The following is a 14,298-nucleotide window of genomic DNA, read 5'->3' as shown; positions in this document are numbered from 1 at the left end:
GCGGCACCAGAGCGCCGGGTCGCCCCGGCCGTGGACTACGGTCGTCCGGTGACCGCGCCGCCCCTCGACCCGCCCGCCGCGCCGGAGCAGCCGCCAGCCGCGGCCCCGCCCGGCCCCGGCGCCGCCGTGGCCGGTGCCCCCACCAGCCCCACCGCCGACGACCCGGCAGGCACTGTCGGCGCCGACCCGGTGGCCGCCGGTGGCGAGTCGGGCGCGACGTCGGAGGGCGCGGCCTCGGAGGGCGTGGCGTCGGAGGGCCCGGCCGAGGGCGGCGGGTTCACCGTCCGGCTGGCGAACTTCACCGGCCCATTCGACCTGCTGCTGCAACTGATCGGCAAGCACAAGCTCGACGTCACCGAGGTGGCGCTGCACCGGGTCACCGACGAGTTCATCGCGTACATCCGGGCCATGGGTGACCAGTGGGACCTGGATGAGGCCAGCGAGTTCCTGCTCGTCGCGGCCACCCTGCTCGACCTGAAGGCGGCCCGGCTGCTGCCCGCCGCCGAGGTCGAGGACGAGGAGGACCTGGCCCTGCTGGAGGCCCGGGACCTGCTCTTCGCCCGGCTGCTGCAGTACAAGGCGTACAAGGAGGCGGCGGCGCACATCGCCGCGCTGGAGGAGGTCGGCGGCCGGCGCTACCCGCGGGCGGTCACCCTGGAGCCCCGCTACGCCGAGGCGCTGCCCGACCTGGTGCTCGGCATCGGCCCGCAGCGACTGCTCAAGCTGGCGGTCAGGGCGATGACCCCGAAGCCGGCGCCCGAGGTCTCCATCGCCCACGTGCACATGGTGCGGGTCAGCGTCCGGGAGCACGCGGCGATCCTCACCGACCGGCTGCGCCGCGCCGGCACCGCCAGCTTCGCCGTGCTCTGCGCCGACTGCGACGCCACCCTGGAGGTGGTCGCCCGGTTCCTGGCGCTGCTGGAGCTCTACCGGGAGGGCCTGGTCGCGTTCGTCCAGGAGCAGGCCCTGGAGGAGCTGACCGTACGCTGGACCGGTCCCGCCGAGGGTAGCCCGGACCTGCACATCGACGAGTATGCCGGCACCCCGGCCGAGGACGCGGCCGCCGCCGGTGCCGACGAGCCGGCACGTACCGAGGAGGGACCGCGATGAGCAACGAGGAGCGCCGCGACTCCCTGGCCGACCAGGCCGCCGCCTGGGTCCCGCCCTGGCAGCGCCCCACCCCGCCCGCCGCCGAGCAGCTCGACCCGATTCCGCCCGCCCCCGAGCAAGCCGACCCGACCCCACCCGTCCCCGAGCAGCTCGACCCGACTCCGCCTGTAGATCTTGGAGAAAGACGGCCCCTGGAGGGGCCGGAATCATCCAAGATCTCGCGGGATCGGGAGGCAGTGTCGGGGGCGGAGGCAGTCCCGGTGCCGGAGCCGGGGACGGCCGAGGAGGTGGCGGCGGGGCAGGCCCCGGCTGAGGCGGCATCGGCAGGGGAGAGCGGCGCTGGGGGCGTACCGAAGAAGGGCGCGGGTGGGCGGCGGCGGGCGACGCTCGAGCCGGCGCCGGTGGAGCTCTCCGACGCCGAGCTGCGCGGGGCGCTGGAGGCGATCCTGCTGGTGGTCGACGAGCCGGTCAGCGAGCTGATCCTGGCCGACGTGCTGGAGCAGCCCGCCGAGCGGGTCGGCCCGATGCTGGCGGAGATCGCCGCCGGCTACACCGCGGCCGGGTACGGCTTCGAGCTGCGCCGGGCTGCCGGCGGCTGGCGGCTCTACACCCGCCCGGAATACGCCGGCTACGTCGAGCGGTTCGTGCTGGACGGGCAGTCGGTCCGGCTGACCCAGGCCGCGCTGGAGACCCTGGCCGTGGTCGCCTACAAGCAGCCGGTCACCCGGTCGCGGATCTCCGCCATCCGCGGTGTGAACTGCGACGGCGTGATCCGTACGCTGGTATCCCGCGGGCTGGTCGAGGAGTGTGGCACCGAACCGGACAGCGGGGCCTTCCTCTACCGGACGACCACGATGTTCCTGGAGAAGCTCGGGTTGAACAGCCTCGACGAGCTGCCGCCGCTGGCCCCGTTCCTTCCCGACGACGTAGAAGAGCTTGCCGATGCCACGTGATGACCATGCCCCCCGACCCGACGCGCCGGCGTTCACCGGCGCCGAGCGCCTGCAGAAGGTGCTCGCCGCCGCCGGTGTGGGGTCCCGCCGCGCCTGCGAGGACCTGATCTTCCGGGGCCGGGTGACGGTGGACGGCAAGGTCGCGCAGCTCGGCGACAAGGTCGACCCGGCGACCGCGGTGATCCACGTCGACGGCCAGCGGCTGGTCGCCGACACCCGGCTGGTCTACCTGGCGATGAACAAGCCGCGCGGGGTGGTTTCCACCATGGCCGACGAGAAGGGCCGGACCGCGCTGGCGGACTTCCTCGGCAACCGGGTCGAGCAGCGGGTCTACCACGTCGGGCGGCTGGACGCGGACAGCGAGGGCCTGCTGCTGCTCACCAACGACGGCACGCTCGCGCACCGGCTGATGCACCCCTCCTACGGGGTGCCCAAGACCTACCTCTGCGAGGTGGCCGGGCCGATCCCGCGCAACCTGGGCAAGCGGCTGATGGCCGGGGTGGAGCTGGAGGACGGTCCGGTCCGGGTCGACTCGTTCCGGGTGGTGGACACTTTGGGACGCACCGCCCAGGTGGAGCTCACCCTGCACGAAGGGCGCAAGCACATCGTCCGGCGGCTGCTGGCCGAGGTCGGCCACCCGGTGTCCCGGCTGGTGCGTACCTCGATCGGGCCGATCCGGCTGGGCGACCTGCGCGCCGGGCGGACCCGCCGGCTCACCAACGCCGAGGTGGCCGCGCTGTTCAAGGCGGTGGGTGACTGACCCCGTCGTTCGGGGTACCGCAGCCGGTAGGCTCCGTGACGGCCGCCGGCGCGCCCGGCGCGGAGGCGCGGGTCGCGCTCCGGCGGCGGGGCGCGCGGCCCGGTGCCGGGCCGCGGGCATGATTGATGATGGACGACCGCTCACGGCGCCGAACCGGCGACCCGTGGGGTACGGGCTGAGGAGGACAACGGTGGCGGAAAACGTACGGACCGGGCGCTGCGTGGTCGCTGTGGACGGGCCGTCCGGTTCGGGTAAGTCCACCGTCTCCCGGCGCCTCGCCGCCGGCCTCGGTGCCCGCTACCTCGACACCGGGGCGATGTACCGGGCGATCACCTGGGCAGTGCTGCGCTCCGGGGTCGACCTGACCGACGCCGAGTCGGTGGCCAAGGTCGCCGGCGAGGTGGACCTGCGCATCGGCACCGACCCCGAGGGGTACGGCGTGACCGCCGACGGAGTGAACGTGGACGCCGAGATCCGCGGCCCCGAGGTGACCGCCGCGGTCTCCGCCGTCGCCGCCGTGCCGGCGGTGCGGGCGCTGCTCGTCGCCCGGCAGCGGGAGATGATCGTTAACCACGGCCGGATCGTGGTCGAGGGCCGGGACATCGGCTCGGTGGTGGCGCCGGACGCCGACCTGAAGGTCTACCTGACCGCCTCCGAGTTGGCCCGGGCGGCCCGGCGCAGCGCCGAGGACGCCGCCGACGTGGCCGCGACGGCCGCCGACCTGGCCCGCCGGGACCGGCTCGACTCCACCCGGAAGGTGAACCCGTTGCAGCAGGCCCCGGACGCGGTCGTGCTGGACACCACCGAACTGGGCATCGACGAGGTCGTGGCGCGCCTGCGCGACCTGCTCACCGAGCGGGGAGTGGCATGACCGAGAGCGAAGGTTGGGTCGAGCTGCGGGAACCGGATCTCGACGCCGAGGAACAGCCCGGCCCGCAGCCGGTGGTGGCGGTGGTCGGTCGCCCCAACGTGGGCAAGTCGACCCTGGTGAACCGGATCATCGGCCGCCGGCAGGCGGTCGTCGAGGACGTGCCCGGGGTGACCCGTGACCGGGTCCCGTACGACGCGCAGTGGGCCGGCCGGCAGTTCACCGTGGTGGACACCGGCGGCTGGGAGCCGGACGCCCGGGATCGGGCCGCCGCCATCGCGGCGCAGGCCGAGGCCGCCGTGGCCACCGCCGACGTGGTGCTCTTCGTGGTCGACGCCGTGGTGGGCTCCACCGACGTCGACGAGGCGGCGGTGCGGATGCTGCGGCGCAGCGCCAAGCCGGTGATCCTGGTGGCGAACAAGGCCGACAACACCGCCATCGAGATGGAGGCTACCTCGCTGTGGTCGCTCGGCCTGGGCGAGCCGTACGCGGTGTCGGCCCTGCACGGCCGCGGCTCCGGCGAGCTGCTGGACGCGATCATGGACGCGCTGCCCGAGGCCCCGAAGATCGTGGAGTACCGGCCCCGCGGCCCGCGCCGGGTGGCGCTGGTCGGCCGGCCGAACGTGGGCAAGTCCAGCCTGCTCAACCGCTTCTCCGGTGAGGAGCGGGCGGTGGTCGACGCGGTCGCCGGGACGACGGTGGACCCGGTGGACAGCCTGGTCGAGATCGGCGGGGAGACCTGGCAGTTGGTGGACACCGCCGGGCTGCGCAAGCGGGTCGGCAAGGCCAGCGGCACCGAGTACTACGCCAGCCTGCGCACCGCGTCGGCGATCGAGGCCGCCGAGGTGGCGGTGGTGCTGCTCGACGCCAGCGAGGTCATCAGCGAGCAGGACCAGCGGATCCTGACCATGGTCACCGAGGCCGGCCGGGCGCTGGTCATCGCCTTCAACAAGTGGGACATGGTCGACGCCGACCGCCGGTACTACCTGGACAAGGAGATCGAGCGCGAGCTGCGTCGGATCCCGTGGGCGATCCGGCTCAACCTGTCGGCGAAGACCGGCCGGGCGGTCGACAAGCTCGCCCCGGCGCTGCGCACGGCCCTGGCCAGCTGGGAGACCCGGATCCCGACCGCGCAGCTCAACTCGTGGCTGACCGCCCTGGTGCAGGCCACCCCGCACCCGGTGCGCGGCGGGCGGGCGCCGAAGATCCTCTTCGCCACCCAGGCCGGAGTGGCCCCGCCACGCTTCGTGCTCTTCACCACCGGCCCGCTGGACGCCGGCTACCAGCGCTTCGTCGAGCGCAAGCTGCGCGAGGAGTTCGGCTTCGAGGGCAGCCCGATCGAGATTTCGGTACGCCCACGCAAGAAGCTCGGCCCCGGCGGCCGCGGCAAAGCGCACGGCTGACGATCTACGCCGCGGGGGCGGGGTGACCACCCCGCCCCCGCCACCTATCCTCCTAGGATGCTTTAGAGGTGGTGAGGTGGGCGACGCACGCGTGGGCCGGGAGGGGCCTGTGCGGGCTCCGGGAAGATCTGCGCTAAGCTGTACCGGCTGTCGCGGGGGAAACCGCGCGGGGGCATCGGGACGTGGCGCAGCTTGGTAGCGCACTTGACTGGGGGTCAAGGGGTCGTCGGTTCAAATCCGGCCGTCCCGACGCAGCTCAGAGGGCACATCCATTGATTGGATGTGCCCTCTCGTCGTAGCTGGGTGACTAACTGAGTGACTATGCCTCAGCGTCGAAGAGCCGGTCCATGGCGACAGCACCGCTCAGGAGCACCGGCCGCAGTTGGTGCCGGTAGACGCTCTCTGTGACGGTCGTGCCGGAGTGGCCGCAGAGGTCGGCGATCTGCTCGATGCTCACGCCGCTGTCCGACAGCAGGGACACGAAGCTGTGCCGCAGCTCGCGGGGAGTCCAGTCGCGCGGGTCAAGGCCCGCTTTCGCGACGACCAGGCGGAAGGCCCGAAGCACGTTGTGCCGGTCCAGGGCCGTGCCGGCGGCGGAGGTGAAGACGAGGCGGTCGGCGGGAGGCTCGCCCTGACCCTCGCGATGGGTGGTGAGCGCGGTGACGCACCGGGTGGGCAGGGCCAGGGTGCGACGCGACTTCTTGGTCTTGGTGTCCCCGTCGGCGCGTACCGAGCGCCAGACCTGGATGGACGGTGGCGCCGGCGGATCATCGTTGGGCTTGCCGGTGAGGTCAACGTGTGCCCAGGTGAGCGCGCGCAGCTCCTCGGTGCGCGCGCCGGTCAACAGCGAGAGCACGATGTAGGCGCGCAGGGAGCTGCCCTCGGCGGCTGTCAGGAGCGCCTTGGCGTCGTCGAGCCTGAGTGACTTGGAAGGACGGCCGCCGCGACCGGTGGGCACGGCGCAGAGTGCCACGACGTTGCGCTTGACCTTGTCCCGCGCCATGGCCCGATTGACCGCGCGGTTCAGCAAGGAGTGCAGGAGTCGCAGGGTGCGAGTGCTCAGGTGCCGAGATTTGCTCAGCAACCACCGGTCAACGTCGCTGGCGGTCAGGTCCCGCAGCTTCCTCGCGCCCAGCTCGCCGATGATGTGCGAGCGCACGAGGATGGCGTAGTTCGACTTGGTGCTCTCGGACTGGTTGCTCAGGCCGTAGGTGAGCCAGTCGGTAAGAGCGTCGGCCACAGTGTGCCCATCTTGGACCAGGGCGAGGCCGTCCTCGTAATCGCGGATCTTCTCCCGCAGTTTGGCGCGGGCTTCGGTCTTGGTCTTGCCGCTGCCTTTGCGCACGATGCGCTTGCCGGCCGGGGTGTAGCCGACGGTGACGGTGGCGATCCAGCGTTGCCGGGACTCGTCCCAGTGCAGGCCGCCTTCTCCTCGGGCGCGGCGTTTCGTCATGCGGTTCCTCCTTCCTCGGCTTCCTCTTTAAGCAGGTCGACGTAGGCGGCGATGGCGGCGGCGGGGACGAGGCGGGTGCGGCCCTGCCGGACAGTTCGCAGCCGGCCGGCGCGGATCTGTTCGTAGATCACGGACCGGGACAGGCTGAGCAGCCGCATCGCCTCCGGGATGCGGTAGAGCGCCCTGGGCGGGGCGTCGAGGGCGGGTGCGGTCAAACGGTGCTCCTTCCGTGCGGGGATAGGTTGACCGTCAAGGCTGTCTTGACGGTGGATGAGTCGTGCGGGTCAGGCGGCAGCAGTCATCTCCTCTCGTGCGATCTCGTGCCTCTCGCGGGCCATCGCGGCGGCGGTGTTGGCCAGGAGGGCGTCTCCGGTGGTGCGCCAGCCCGAGCCGACGTAGGACAGCAGGCCGACGATCAGGGTGGTGCCGTCGTCGGGCTGGTCGGCGTACTCGTGGCCGGTCTCGGTGCGTCGCCAGATGATGCGGGCGTCGCGGAGGATGCGGAAGGTGGTGGAGTAGCGGCGGCTTTTGGTGAGGAAGTGGCCGCCGAAGCCGAGCATGTGCGCCCAGCGTCGGAGCTGTTGCCAGTCGCGGTGGCCGCCGAGGGTCCAGCAGGCGTCGACAAGCCTCTCGGGGTGGGTGCCGTGCTCGTTGGCGTAGAGGTCGATGACCTCGCCGTCGAGGCGGCGGGAGACATGCCCGGTGGCTTCCGTGGACTTGGTGGCGTACTTGGCGAGGTAGCCGGCGACGCGGCTGTCGGTGACCTCACCGTCGGCGTTGATCGGCCGGACGTCGAGGCCCTTGTCGGGGTCGCCCCAGGTGATGTGCCAGCCGGCCGGGTTGGTGGGGTGGGGGCGGGTGGTGAAGGCGACGGTGGCGGCGGCGTGCCGGACGGCGGCGATCAGGTCGTCAACGCCCAGGGCGGCCGGCGGCGGCACGATGGCGTCCGGGTCGTGCGGGTGGATGCCGTCGAGGCGGATGACGGCGTGGTAGTGCACGACGGCGCGGCGTTGCATCTCGGCGACCTTGCCGAACGACGGCTTGACCGGCGACACCCGACGCAGCTTCCCGCTCGCGGTGACCTGCTCCACCCTGGGCAGGCCGAGCTGTCGGGCGCGGGCGTTGAGGTGGCGGGTGATGGCGATGGTGGTGCGGCGCCACAACTCCGGCGCGGCGTGGTTCCACACGACCTGGGCGTCGTAGTCGTAGCAGTCCAGGCACAGCGGCTGGCCCAGCCGGGGATCGTTGTCTTCGTGCCGCGCCCAACACACCGTGGCCTGTCCGTGCTCGCAGGGTCGGGCGGTGGGGTCGGTGGAGCGGCGGGGGTGGCAGGGTTCGGCGCGGCAGTCGCAGCGGCGGCGGTTGCCGCAGGTGTGCCGCTTCACCACCCGCGTGTGCACGGTGCCGAACGACGGGGCGGTGAAAGTGGGGAACACGGCCGGGTGCTGCGCGACCGTGGCGGGGATGCCTTTGCCGCCGGCGAGGCCGGCGCGCAGCAGCTGGTAGGCGTCGCGCTGGTAGGTGCGCGCGCAGGAGGGGCAGACCGTGTGGCGGCGGTTGCCGCAGGGCTTGTAGATCTCCCCGTCCGGCAGGTCAGCGGTGGCGACGGAGGCGAGGAGGCGGCCGGTGGCCCGGTCGATCGTGGCGACCTCGCCGGCGAGGCGGATCGGGTGGGAGCAGCCCGCGGCCGATCTCACGTGCTCCAGCCAGCCGAAGTAGTCGCCCGTGGTGGCGCGGTGGAAGGCGGATTCGTCGCGGCCGACGAACGCGCCCGGCGAGCCGGCGGGGGTGCGGGTGGGCCGGTGGCCCGGACCAGACGGGTAAGCCTGGCCCGGGGCAACGGTCGTGTAGTCAGCGGCCACGGGTGCGGACCGCCTTGGTGGGTAGGTGGGTGATGGGGCCGGTGCCGAACGGGTTCGGGTGCTCGAAGATCCGGCCGAGCAGGGACGCCACGTGGGCGGGCAGGTCGGCCCGGTGGTGTTCCCACAGGTAGATGTCGCGGATGAGTTGGTAGGTCTTCGGCAGCTCGATCCCGTCGCGGGCGGCGAGGATCTTCATGCGGCCGATGAGCTGGACGGGTTCCCAGCCCCGGGCCAGCCGGGGTTGACGCCAGCGGTAGGCGGGTGCGGTGGTGGTGGTCATGGGGCCACCTCGATCAGCGCCGTCAGGTCGACGCCCAGGACGCGGGCGAGGTCCCGCAGGACCGACAGCCGGTCGACGGGGATGCGGTCGTGTTCGACCTTGGCCAGCCAGGTTTCCGACCGGCCGACCAACTGAGCGCAGACGACCTGCGACAAGCCGCGACGACGGCGCAGCCGGGCAACGGTCTGCCCGAAGGTCGCAGCAGGGGTGACGGTTGCTCGTCGGGTGAGGGTGGCAGTGGTCATCGGGCCACCGCCGTTCGGGTGGTCTTCCACCAGCCGTGGTTGTCGGCGAAGACCCGGCCGTAGATGCGCGAGTTACGGCAGCGAGTCGAGCGGTAGACCGCGATGTCGGTGGCCGGGGTTGCCGGCGGCGGTGCCGGCAGGTCGAACACCTGACAGAACAGGTCGGTGTAAAAGGCGGAGGTCGGAGCGCCGTTCTCCCACCGCGACAACATCGCCTTCAGCGACGCACGAGCCGGCAGGCTCACCTTCCGCCGAGCAGCGGTGGCCTCTAGGAGGACAAGCACCTTGGCTTGAGTCCAGCCACGCGCGGCGCGCAGCTCCTTGAGCGGCAGGGCGCTGGTTCGGGTGGTCATGCCGTCACCACCAGGGGAGCCTCGGTGGGCTCAGCAGCGCAAGCAGGGCAGGTGCACTGCGGGTCGCGCGGATCCTGGCAGCGGTTCGCTGCGCACCACTGGCAGCCCGGACGGCCGCACCAGTAGCACAGCTCGATCGTGTCGTCAGCGGTGAAGCCGGGCAGGCCGAACAGCCGGCCCAACAGCCCCTCGTAGAACGGGGACACGGTGACAGTGCCGCTCTCCCAGCGGCACAGGTTCCGCTTGAAGGTGGACCACTCCGGCAGCCGCACGCCCTCGCTGGCGGCGACGGTGGAGAGCCGGCGGAACACCTCCAACTGCGACCAGCCACGAGACTGACGCAGCTTCTTCCAGGGCCACACGAACGATTCGCGGACCGGTGCAGGGGTGGTGGCATCCGTGGTGAGCACGGACAGGACATCCAGCAGCGCGGTGCGGTCGAGCACCGCAGGCAGGTTCAGCGCCTTCCCAGGAGCCAGCGCGTCCCGAAGCGTCGCCAGAGCAGACAACAGGCGAGCATCAGACAGCGCCGAGGAGTGGCCCGAGGCGCACAGAGCAGGGTGAACGGTACGCTGGACATGCATCGTTGTTCCTTTCGCTGAGGGCCGATGCACCGGGCCTCGACGGGCCGCAATCCCGTCGGGGCCTTCTCTTTGCGCTCCCCGTATCCCTTGTAAAGGGGGGTTGCACATCGATGTCTGCCGAGAGTACGCAAGCCCCCTTGCTTGGGTCAACCCCCGTCGTGAGTTAGGGTGCGTTGAGCGTTCAACGCAGCCAGCCGGGAGGGACCGTGGAGATGAACGCGCAGGTCTTCGCCGATATCCGGGACCCGGGGGAGCGGGCGCGGAAGGCCAGCGACCTGATTGACGAGCATCAGGCGGCGGTCAACGAGCTGTCCCGGCTGCGCCGCGAAGCCCTCGACGAGATGGTGTCGCAGGGCATGACTCACGCGCAGATTGCTCAGGTGGTCGGCATGACCCGTGCTCGCGTCGGTCAGCTCCTGTCGTCCGGACCCCGGCCTGAGCGAGCGTTGCTCGGCACCGGACCACTCACCGTCGCCGTTGGCGGCAAGTTCGAGGCGGACAAGAAGGATCCGTACGCGGTTGTCTCCGCCGAGATGTTGGCCGCGTACGAGAAGCTGTCCAACCTTGCGCGAGGGCTCGGCTTGAAGACCGAGTACGAGGTGGTGCCACCACCGGGCATGGTGGACCTGAACCGCACGAACCTGATCGTCGTCGGCAGCCCGCGCATCCTGCCCTTCGTCGGGCAGGTGCTCGCCTCCGATCCCAAGCTGGGCTTCGGCAAGGACGACGGCGGCCTGTATCTGGTCAACCACCAGACTGGCGAGGAGTTCCACTCACCATCGGACAAGGGCGAACCGGTCGACTACGGCTACATCGGCCGCCTGCCCCGCCCCGACGGACGCGGCAGCTTCCTGTACCTCGCCGGCATCCACGCCATGGGCACCCTCGGCGTCGCCCAATACCTCGAAGACCACCTGGACGAGATGTACCGCGAGGTCAAGAACCGCCGTTTCTCGCTCCTGGTGGCCTGTACCTACGACCCGAAGAAGCGCACCGTGAAAACGGTCGACGCCCTCACGCCGATCTACCGCAGCGAGGGCGTGGCCTGATGCGCGTGGCAACCGCATCCGAGGCCGGCAACCCGAAGTCACCCAACGAGGACTGGGCCATGGCCAGCGAGAACCTGATCGTGGTTCTCGACGGTGCCACCGCCCGCACTGGCACCGGCTGCGTTCACGGCATTGCCTGGTACGCCGCAAAGCTCGGCTCAGCCCTCGCCGGACTGGCCGCCGACCGCGACTCTGCGTTGGCCAACGCGCTGATGTACGGCATCCGATTCACCGCCGACCAGCACCGGGACACCTGCGACCTCAGCCACCCTGGCACACCCTCGGCAGGGGCAGCCATGGTGAGGCTCAAGGACACCGCGTTGGAGTACCTGGTGCTCGGTGACGTCACGGTGCTCATCGACACCATCGATGGCATCCAGGTCATCACCGATGACCGGGTGGACAAGACCGCCCGCGCTGAACGCGAAGAGGCCGACCGGCACCCGTTCGGATCGGCGGAGAAGCAGGCAGCGTTGCTGCGGATGAAGCACGCCGAGTTGGCCGCCCGCAACCAGCCCGGCGGCTACTGGGTGGCAGCCGCGGATCCGTTCGCCGCACAACACGCGATCACCGGGGAAGTCCCGCTCGACAGTGTCCGGCGGGTCGCCGTGCTGACCGACGGTGCTGCCCGCCTGGTGGCGCTGTTCGGCCTGCTCGACTGGCCGGACGTGCTCGACGTCCTAGAGCAGAGCGGCCCGACGGAGCTGATCCGCCGAGTACGCGCCATCGAGGCTGCCGACCCCTCCTGCATGAGGTGGGCACGCAACAAGCGCAGCGACGACGCGACTGCCGTCTACGCAGCCTGAGCAGCCGTTTTGCCGTGTCAGCCGGCCGGCTGCCGGCGAAGTGGTGAGGACTTTCTACACAGTCTCAAGGCGGCCCTTGACGGGCCGCACGCGCCGCCGCCTGGGCGCGCGCCGGCCGCTGCCGCTGGCGCTCTGCGGCCGTCACGCCGGATGCCCGGCGGCTGGCGCGGAACGCGGGGAAGCCCGGAGGGCCGCCGAACAACGACAGGCCGCTGAGCGGTGAGGTGATGGCCGGCAGCCGGCCGGGGCGCGCGGCCAAGAGCCCGCCCGGCGTAGGGGAGGGGACGCCGGCCGCGTCGGCGACCTGGCGGCCATCGCGGGGTTGCGGTCAGTGCGCCTCCGGCGGGGGCGCTCCGGCTCCAGGATGGTCGAAGATCGTCGGCCGCCGCCGGGTCTGTGGGGGTGGTTGCGGTAGGCCATCCCGCCCGCCGTCGACCCGGGCAAGCCGAGCAGACCACCGCCCGACCCGCCAGCGCTCGTACGAGCCGGCAAGGTCCGTTTGACGTGGCGGATCGGGCGGCGGCCCGCTCCCCTGGGGGCGGGTCGACGGCGAACGGGATGGTAGGCGGGCAGGCGCTGGCTTGTCGCCCGTGCTAAAGCACGAACATCAGCCGGATCTGAAACGAGGGCGAGCCCGTCATATTAGACCGACTAATGCTTATACGTGCCACCCTTCTTGCGGTTGATCGGCTTCGCGCCCACCTTGGGGCTGACCGCCCTGCGCGCGACCGGTGCGGCCCCTTGGCCGCTTTTGTCGTCTGCCTTGACCTTGATGCCTGCCTGCTTGCCCACGCTTGCCTGATGAGTCGCGTGCAACGGCGGGTACTTGCGAAGCACCCACATCTGCTGACCGAAGGTGAAGAGGTTCGTAGTCACCCAGTAGATGATCACCCCGATCGGGAAGATCAAGCCGGAAATGAGCAGTGAGAACGGGATGCCGTAAAGCATCAGTCGTTGCACCATCTTCTGTTGCGGGTCCTCGGCCCATCCGGTCTTGAGGATCATTTGACGGCTAGTCAAGTACGTCGTACCTATCATGATGGCGATCAGGACGGCGGCGACGACTTTAATTGTGGTGTCGCTGCCGTGCGGTGTGGAGCTGTTGAAGCTGGCAGCGATGGGAGCACCGAACAACGTTGCGGACGATGCGCTGTCGAACTGGACGACCGTCCAGCCGTACAGCGTCTTCATGTGTTCCGGCATCGTTGGCTTGAGGTGACGCAGGACCTGAAACAGACCCAGGAACACCGGGATCTGCACGAACATCGGCAGGCAGCCCATTAGCGGGTTGGCCTTTTCCGACCGGTAGAGCTCCACGAGCTCCTTCTGCATCGTTTCTCGGTCACTCTTATGTTTGTCCTGAAGTGCCTTGATCTTCGGTTGGAGTGCCTGCATGGCGCGTTGGGACTTAATCTGCTTAACGAAGATCGGGAACAGGATCACCCGAACGGTAAGCACGAGGAAGACGATGCCGAGAACCCATGACCAGGTGGTACTCAACCAGGAAGCATCGCCAAGCATTTTGTGCCAGGCAGCCTGCCACAACAGCAAGATTTCGGAAATTGCCCGGTAAATGATTGCCATCAGAGGGCTGAAGGGCGTGGTCATTGCACGCCACCAGCGACGAGTGGATGCACGACGGCAGCTACGCCGTCCAACAATGAAGCAGACATGCGGAACCCCTCGGGGTACGACCTACGACTGATCTGAACAGAAAGCAGTCACAAGCGGCCGCCGTCGAGCGGTGGAAAAGAAAAGCGCTCAGGCGACCGCGAAGGCCGCAGTGGGAGCTCTGGGACGCGATTGGCCAGCAGCGTCAGGATCGCGATGGCGGGGAATTCCCGCCCGCCGGGTACGTTCTCGCAGGATCCGGCGGGTGACCCGCAGGCCCGGACCCGCACCTACACGCCGGAGCAGGATCGAGGCGGCGAGTACGGCAGTCAGCAGTACGCCGGTCACGGCAGCCGTACCGACGAGCAAGCCGGCCGGGCCGGCATCGGTCAGCACACCGGCCAGATGCCAGAGCACCCCGAACCAACCCATGCCACAACCATAGCCGGGTCCTGCGCGCGCCGGAACCGGGCCCAAAGGCCGTTGAAACTCCGCAGCCGAGGATGGGTGACGAACTGAGTGACGACGGCCGCGCCATCCCGAGTTTTGGGGCGACGCCGGTGGACTACTCCATAGCTCACGCGGGCATCGTGGCAGCCCGTCGAGCCACAATCCTTCTTTCGGGTAAGGCAGTCGGGCGAGGGCCGGGCCCATGCTGATGCGGCCGGCCCTGGCCTGCTGGCGGCGCTGGCGCCGGCATCGGCCAGGCCGGCCCAGGCCGGGATGCGGTTGAATTGGGCTGCGTGCCCGACGCGTGCCCGTTCGGTTGGTCAAGAGGGGTCAACAACGGCATGCACCGACCGGTCGCCCACCCGCAGGACGTCATGAAGAGACCAGGTCCTCCGGCCTCGCAGCGGTGCCGAGGACGGAGTTCAAGGCATCTTCCAAGCTGTTCCTGGGTCCCTTCGGGGCGCCGCGGATGCGGGAAAATCCGGGATGGTCGCCCGCCGACGTCGGTGAC

16 protein-coding genes and 1 tRNA gene are annotated in these 14,298 nt (G+C 70.3%); 8 read left to right on the top strand and 9 right to left on the bottom strand.

Features of this window, described 5'->3' with window-relative positions:
* The first annotated feature begins 48 nt into the window (after positions 1–48).
* From ACVCAH_RS31735 to ACVCAH_RS31710, 6 genes are all read left to right on the top strand, one after another.
* The gene (locus ACVCAH_RS31735) at positions 49–1,110 is read left to right on the top strand and encodes a segregation and condensation protein A (protein WP_447139925.1); all 1,062 of its coding nucleotides are present in this window, start codon (positions 49–51) and stop codon (positions 1,108–1,110) included.
* Positions 1,107–2,063: an SMC-Scp complex subunit ScpB gene (gene scpB, locus ACVCAH_RS31730; protein ID WP_447139924.1), complete on the top strand. Its 957-nt coding sequence runs from the start codon at positions 1,107–1,109 to the stop codon at positions 2,061–2,063. The genes ACVCAH_RS31735 and scpB overlap by 4 nt, the downstream gene beginning before the upstream one ends.
* On the top strand, positions 2,053–2,823 hold the full coding sequence (locus ACVCAH_RS31725; protein WP_447139923.1) for a pseudouridine synthase: 771 nt from the start codon (positions 2,053–2,055) through the stop codon (positions 2,821–2,823). Before scpB ends, ACVCAH_RS31725 begins: the two co-directional genes overlap by 11 nt.
* Positions 2,824–3,013: 190 nt before the next feature.
* A complete protein-coding gene (cmk, locus tag ACVCAH_RS31720) occupies positions 3,014–3,694 on the top strand; it encodes a (d)CMP kinase (protein WP_447139922.1) in 681 nt (226 codons plus the stop codon).
* Positions 3,691–5,094: a ribosome biogenesis GTPase Der gene (der, locus tag ACVCAH_RS31715; RefSeq protein WP_447139921.1), complete on the top strand. Its 1,404-nt coding sequence runs from the start codon at positions 3,691–3,693 to the stop codon at positions 5,092–5,094. Before cmk ends, der begins: the two co-directional genes overlap by 4 nt.
* A 176-nt stretch (positions 5,095–5,270) precedes the next feature.
* A tRNA-Pro gene (locus ACVCAH_RS31710) sits at positions 5,271–5,344 on the top strand.
* A 69-nt stretch (positions 5,345–5,413) separates the two neighbouring features.
* Here the strand turns inward: ACVCAH_RS31710 and ACVCAH_RS31705 are convergent.
* The 7 genes from ACVCAH_RS31705 to ACVCAH_RS31675 all read right to left on the bottom strand — a co-directional run bounded on the left by ACVCAH_RS31705 (position 5,414) and on the right by ACVCAH_RS31675 (position 9,871).
* The gene (locus tag ACVCAH_RS31705; protein ID WP_447139920.1) at positions 5,414–6,547 is read right to left on the bottom strand and encodes a site-specific integrase; all 1,134 of its coding nucleotides are present in this window, start codon (positions 6,545–6,547) and stop codon (positions 5,414–5,416) included.
* Complete coding sequence (locus ACVCAH_RS31700; RefSeq protein WP_447139919.1) at positions 6,544–6,762, bottom strand: helix-turn-helix domain-containing protein; 219 nt, start codon at positions 6,760–6,762, stop codon at positions 6,544–6,546. The genes ACVCAH_RS31705 and ACVCAH_RS31700 overlap by 4 nt, the downstream gene beginning before the upstream one ends.
* A 69-nt stretch (positions 6,763–6,831) precedes the next feature.
* On the bottom strand, positions 6,832–8,409 hold the full coding sequence (locus ACVCAH_RS31695; protein WP_447139918.1) for a replication initiator: 1,578 nt from the start codon (positions 8,407–8,409) through the stop codon (positions 6,832–6,834).
* Entirely contained in the window at positions 8,399–8,689 is a 291-nt protein-coding gene (locus tag ACVCAH_RS31690; RefSeq protein WP_447139917.1) for a hypothetical protein, read from the bottom strand. Before ACVCAH_RS31690 ends, ACVCAH_RS31695 begins: the two co-directional genes overlap by 11 nt.
* Positions 8,686–8,934 (bottom strand): helix-turn-helix domain-containing protein, encoded by a 249-nt coding sequence (locus ACVCAH_RS31685; RefSeq protein WP_447139916.1) that lies wholly within the window; start codon positions 8,932–8,934, stop codon positions 8,686–8,688. The genes ACVCAH_RS31690 and ACVCAH_RS31685 overlap by 4 nt, the downstream gene beginning before the upstream one ends.
* Positions 8,931–9,287 carry a hypothetical protein gene (locus ACVCAH_RS31680; RefSeq protein WP_447139915.1) on the bottom strand — a complete coding sequence of 119 codons (357 nt, stop codon included), beginning with the start codon at positions 9,285–9,287 and terminating at the stop codon, positions 8,931–8,933. Before ACVCAH_RS31680 ends, ACVCAH_RS31685 begins: the two co-directional genes overlap by 4 nt.
* Positions 9,284–9,871 carry a hypothetical protein gene (locus ACVCAH_RS31675; protein ID WP_447139914.1) on the bottom strand — a complete coding sequence of 196 codons (588 nt, stop codon included), beginning with the start codon at positions 9,869–9,871 and terminating at the stop codon, positions 9,284–9,286. The genes ACVCAH_RS31680 and ACVCAH_RS31675 overlap by 4 nt, the downstream gene beginning before the upstream one ends.
* Before the next feature lie 212 nt (positions 9,872–10,083).
* On the opposite strand from ACVCAH_RS31675, the gene ACVCAH_RS31670 reads away from it, so the two are divergent.
* Together ACVCAH_RS31670 and ACVCAH_RS31665 are read left to right on the top strand one after the other, a co-directional pair.
* Positions 10,084–10,920, top strand: a complete 837-nt coding sequence (locus tag ACVCAH_RS31670; protein WP_447139943.1) for a sigma-70 family RNA polymerase sigma factor — start codon at positions 10,084–10,086, stop codon at positions 10,918–10,920.
* Positions 10,920–11,726 (top strand): hypothetical protein, encoded by an 807-nt coding sequence (locus ACVCAH_RS31665; RefSeq protein ID WP_447139913.1) that lies wholly within the window; start codon positions 10,920–10,922, stop codon positions 11,724–11,726. Before ACVCAH_RS31670 ends, ACVCAH_RS31665 begins: the two co-directional genes overlap by 1 nt.
* Before the next feature lie 651 nt (positions 11,727–12,377).
* Here the strand turns inward: ACVCAH_RS31665 and yidC are convergent.
* The gene (yidC, locus tag ACVCAH_RS31660; RefSeq protein ID WP_447139912.1) at positions 12,378–13,334 is read right to left on the bottom strand and encodes a membrane protein insertase YidC; all 957 of its coding nucleotides are present in this window, start codon (positions 13,332–13,334) and stop codon (positions 12,378–12,380) included.
* A gap of 153 nt (positions 13,335–13,487) precedes the next feature.
* On the bottom strand, positions 13,488–13,769 hold the full coding sequence (locus ACVCAH_RS31655; RefSeq protein WP_447139911.1) for a DUF6412 domain-containing protein: 282 nt from the start codon (positions 13,767–13,769) through the stop codon (positions 13,488–13,490).
* Positions 13,770–14,298: the final 529 nt, after the last annotated feature.

It is taken from the genome of Micromonospora sp. LZ34, from assembly GCF_052981855.1.
The sequence above is the reverse complement of the archived record's forward strand: the minus strand, read 5'-3'. Positions and strand labels throughout refer to the sequence as shown.

Bases quoted from the DNA above. Each gene is read 5' to 3' on its own strand.
- ACVCAH_RS31685 (WP_447139916.1), bottom strand. From the start codon at position 8,934: ATGACCACTGCCACCCTCACCCGACGAGCAACCGTCACCCCTGCTGCG.
- der (WP_447139921.1), top strand. From the start codon at position 3,691: ATGACCGAGAGCGAAGGTTGGGTCGAGCTGCGGGAACCGGATCTCGAC.
- ACVCAH_RS31655 (WP_447139911.1), bottom strand. From the start codon at position 13,769: ATGGGTTGGTTCGGGGTGCTCTGGCATCTGGCCGGTGTGCTGACCGAT.
- ACVCAH_RS31680 (WP_447139915.1), bottom strand. From the start codon at position 9,287: ATGACCACCCGAACCAGCGCCCTGCCGCTCAAGGAGCTGCGCGCCGCG.
- scpB (WP_447139924.1), top strand. From the start codon at position 1,107: ATGAGCAACGAGGAGCGCCGCGACTCCCTGGCCGACCAGGCCGCCGCC.
- ACVCAH_RS31725 (WP_447139923.1), top strand. From the start codon at position 2,053: ATGCCACGTGATGACCATGCCCCCCGACCCGACGCGCCGGCGTTCACC.
- yidC (WP_447139912.1), bottom strand. From the start codon at position 13,334: ATGACCACGCCCTTCAGCCCTCTGATGGCAATCATTTACCGGGCAATT.
- ACVCAH_RS31705 (WP_447139920.1), bottom strand. From the start codon at position 6,547: ATGACGAAACGCCGCGCCCGAGGAGAAGGCGGCCTGCACTGGGACGAG.
- ACVCAH_RS31665 (WP_447139913.1), top strand. From the start codon at position 10,920: ATGCGCGTGGCAACCGCATCCGAGGCCGGCAACCCGAAGTCACCCAAC.
- ACVCAH_RS31690 (WP_447139917.1), bottom strand. From the start codon at position 8,689: ATGACCACCACCACCGCACCCGCCTACCGCTGGCGTCAACCCCGGCTG.
- ACVCAH_RS31675 (WP_447139914.1), bottom strand. From the start codon at position 9,871: ATGCATGTCCAGCGTACCGTTCACCCTGCTCTGTGCGCCTCGGGCCAC.
- ACVCAH_RS31670 (WP_447139943.1), top strand. From the start codon at position 10,084: ATGAACGCGCAGGTCTTCGCCGATATCCGGGACCCGGGGGAGCGGGCG.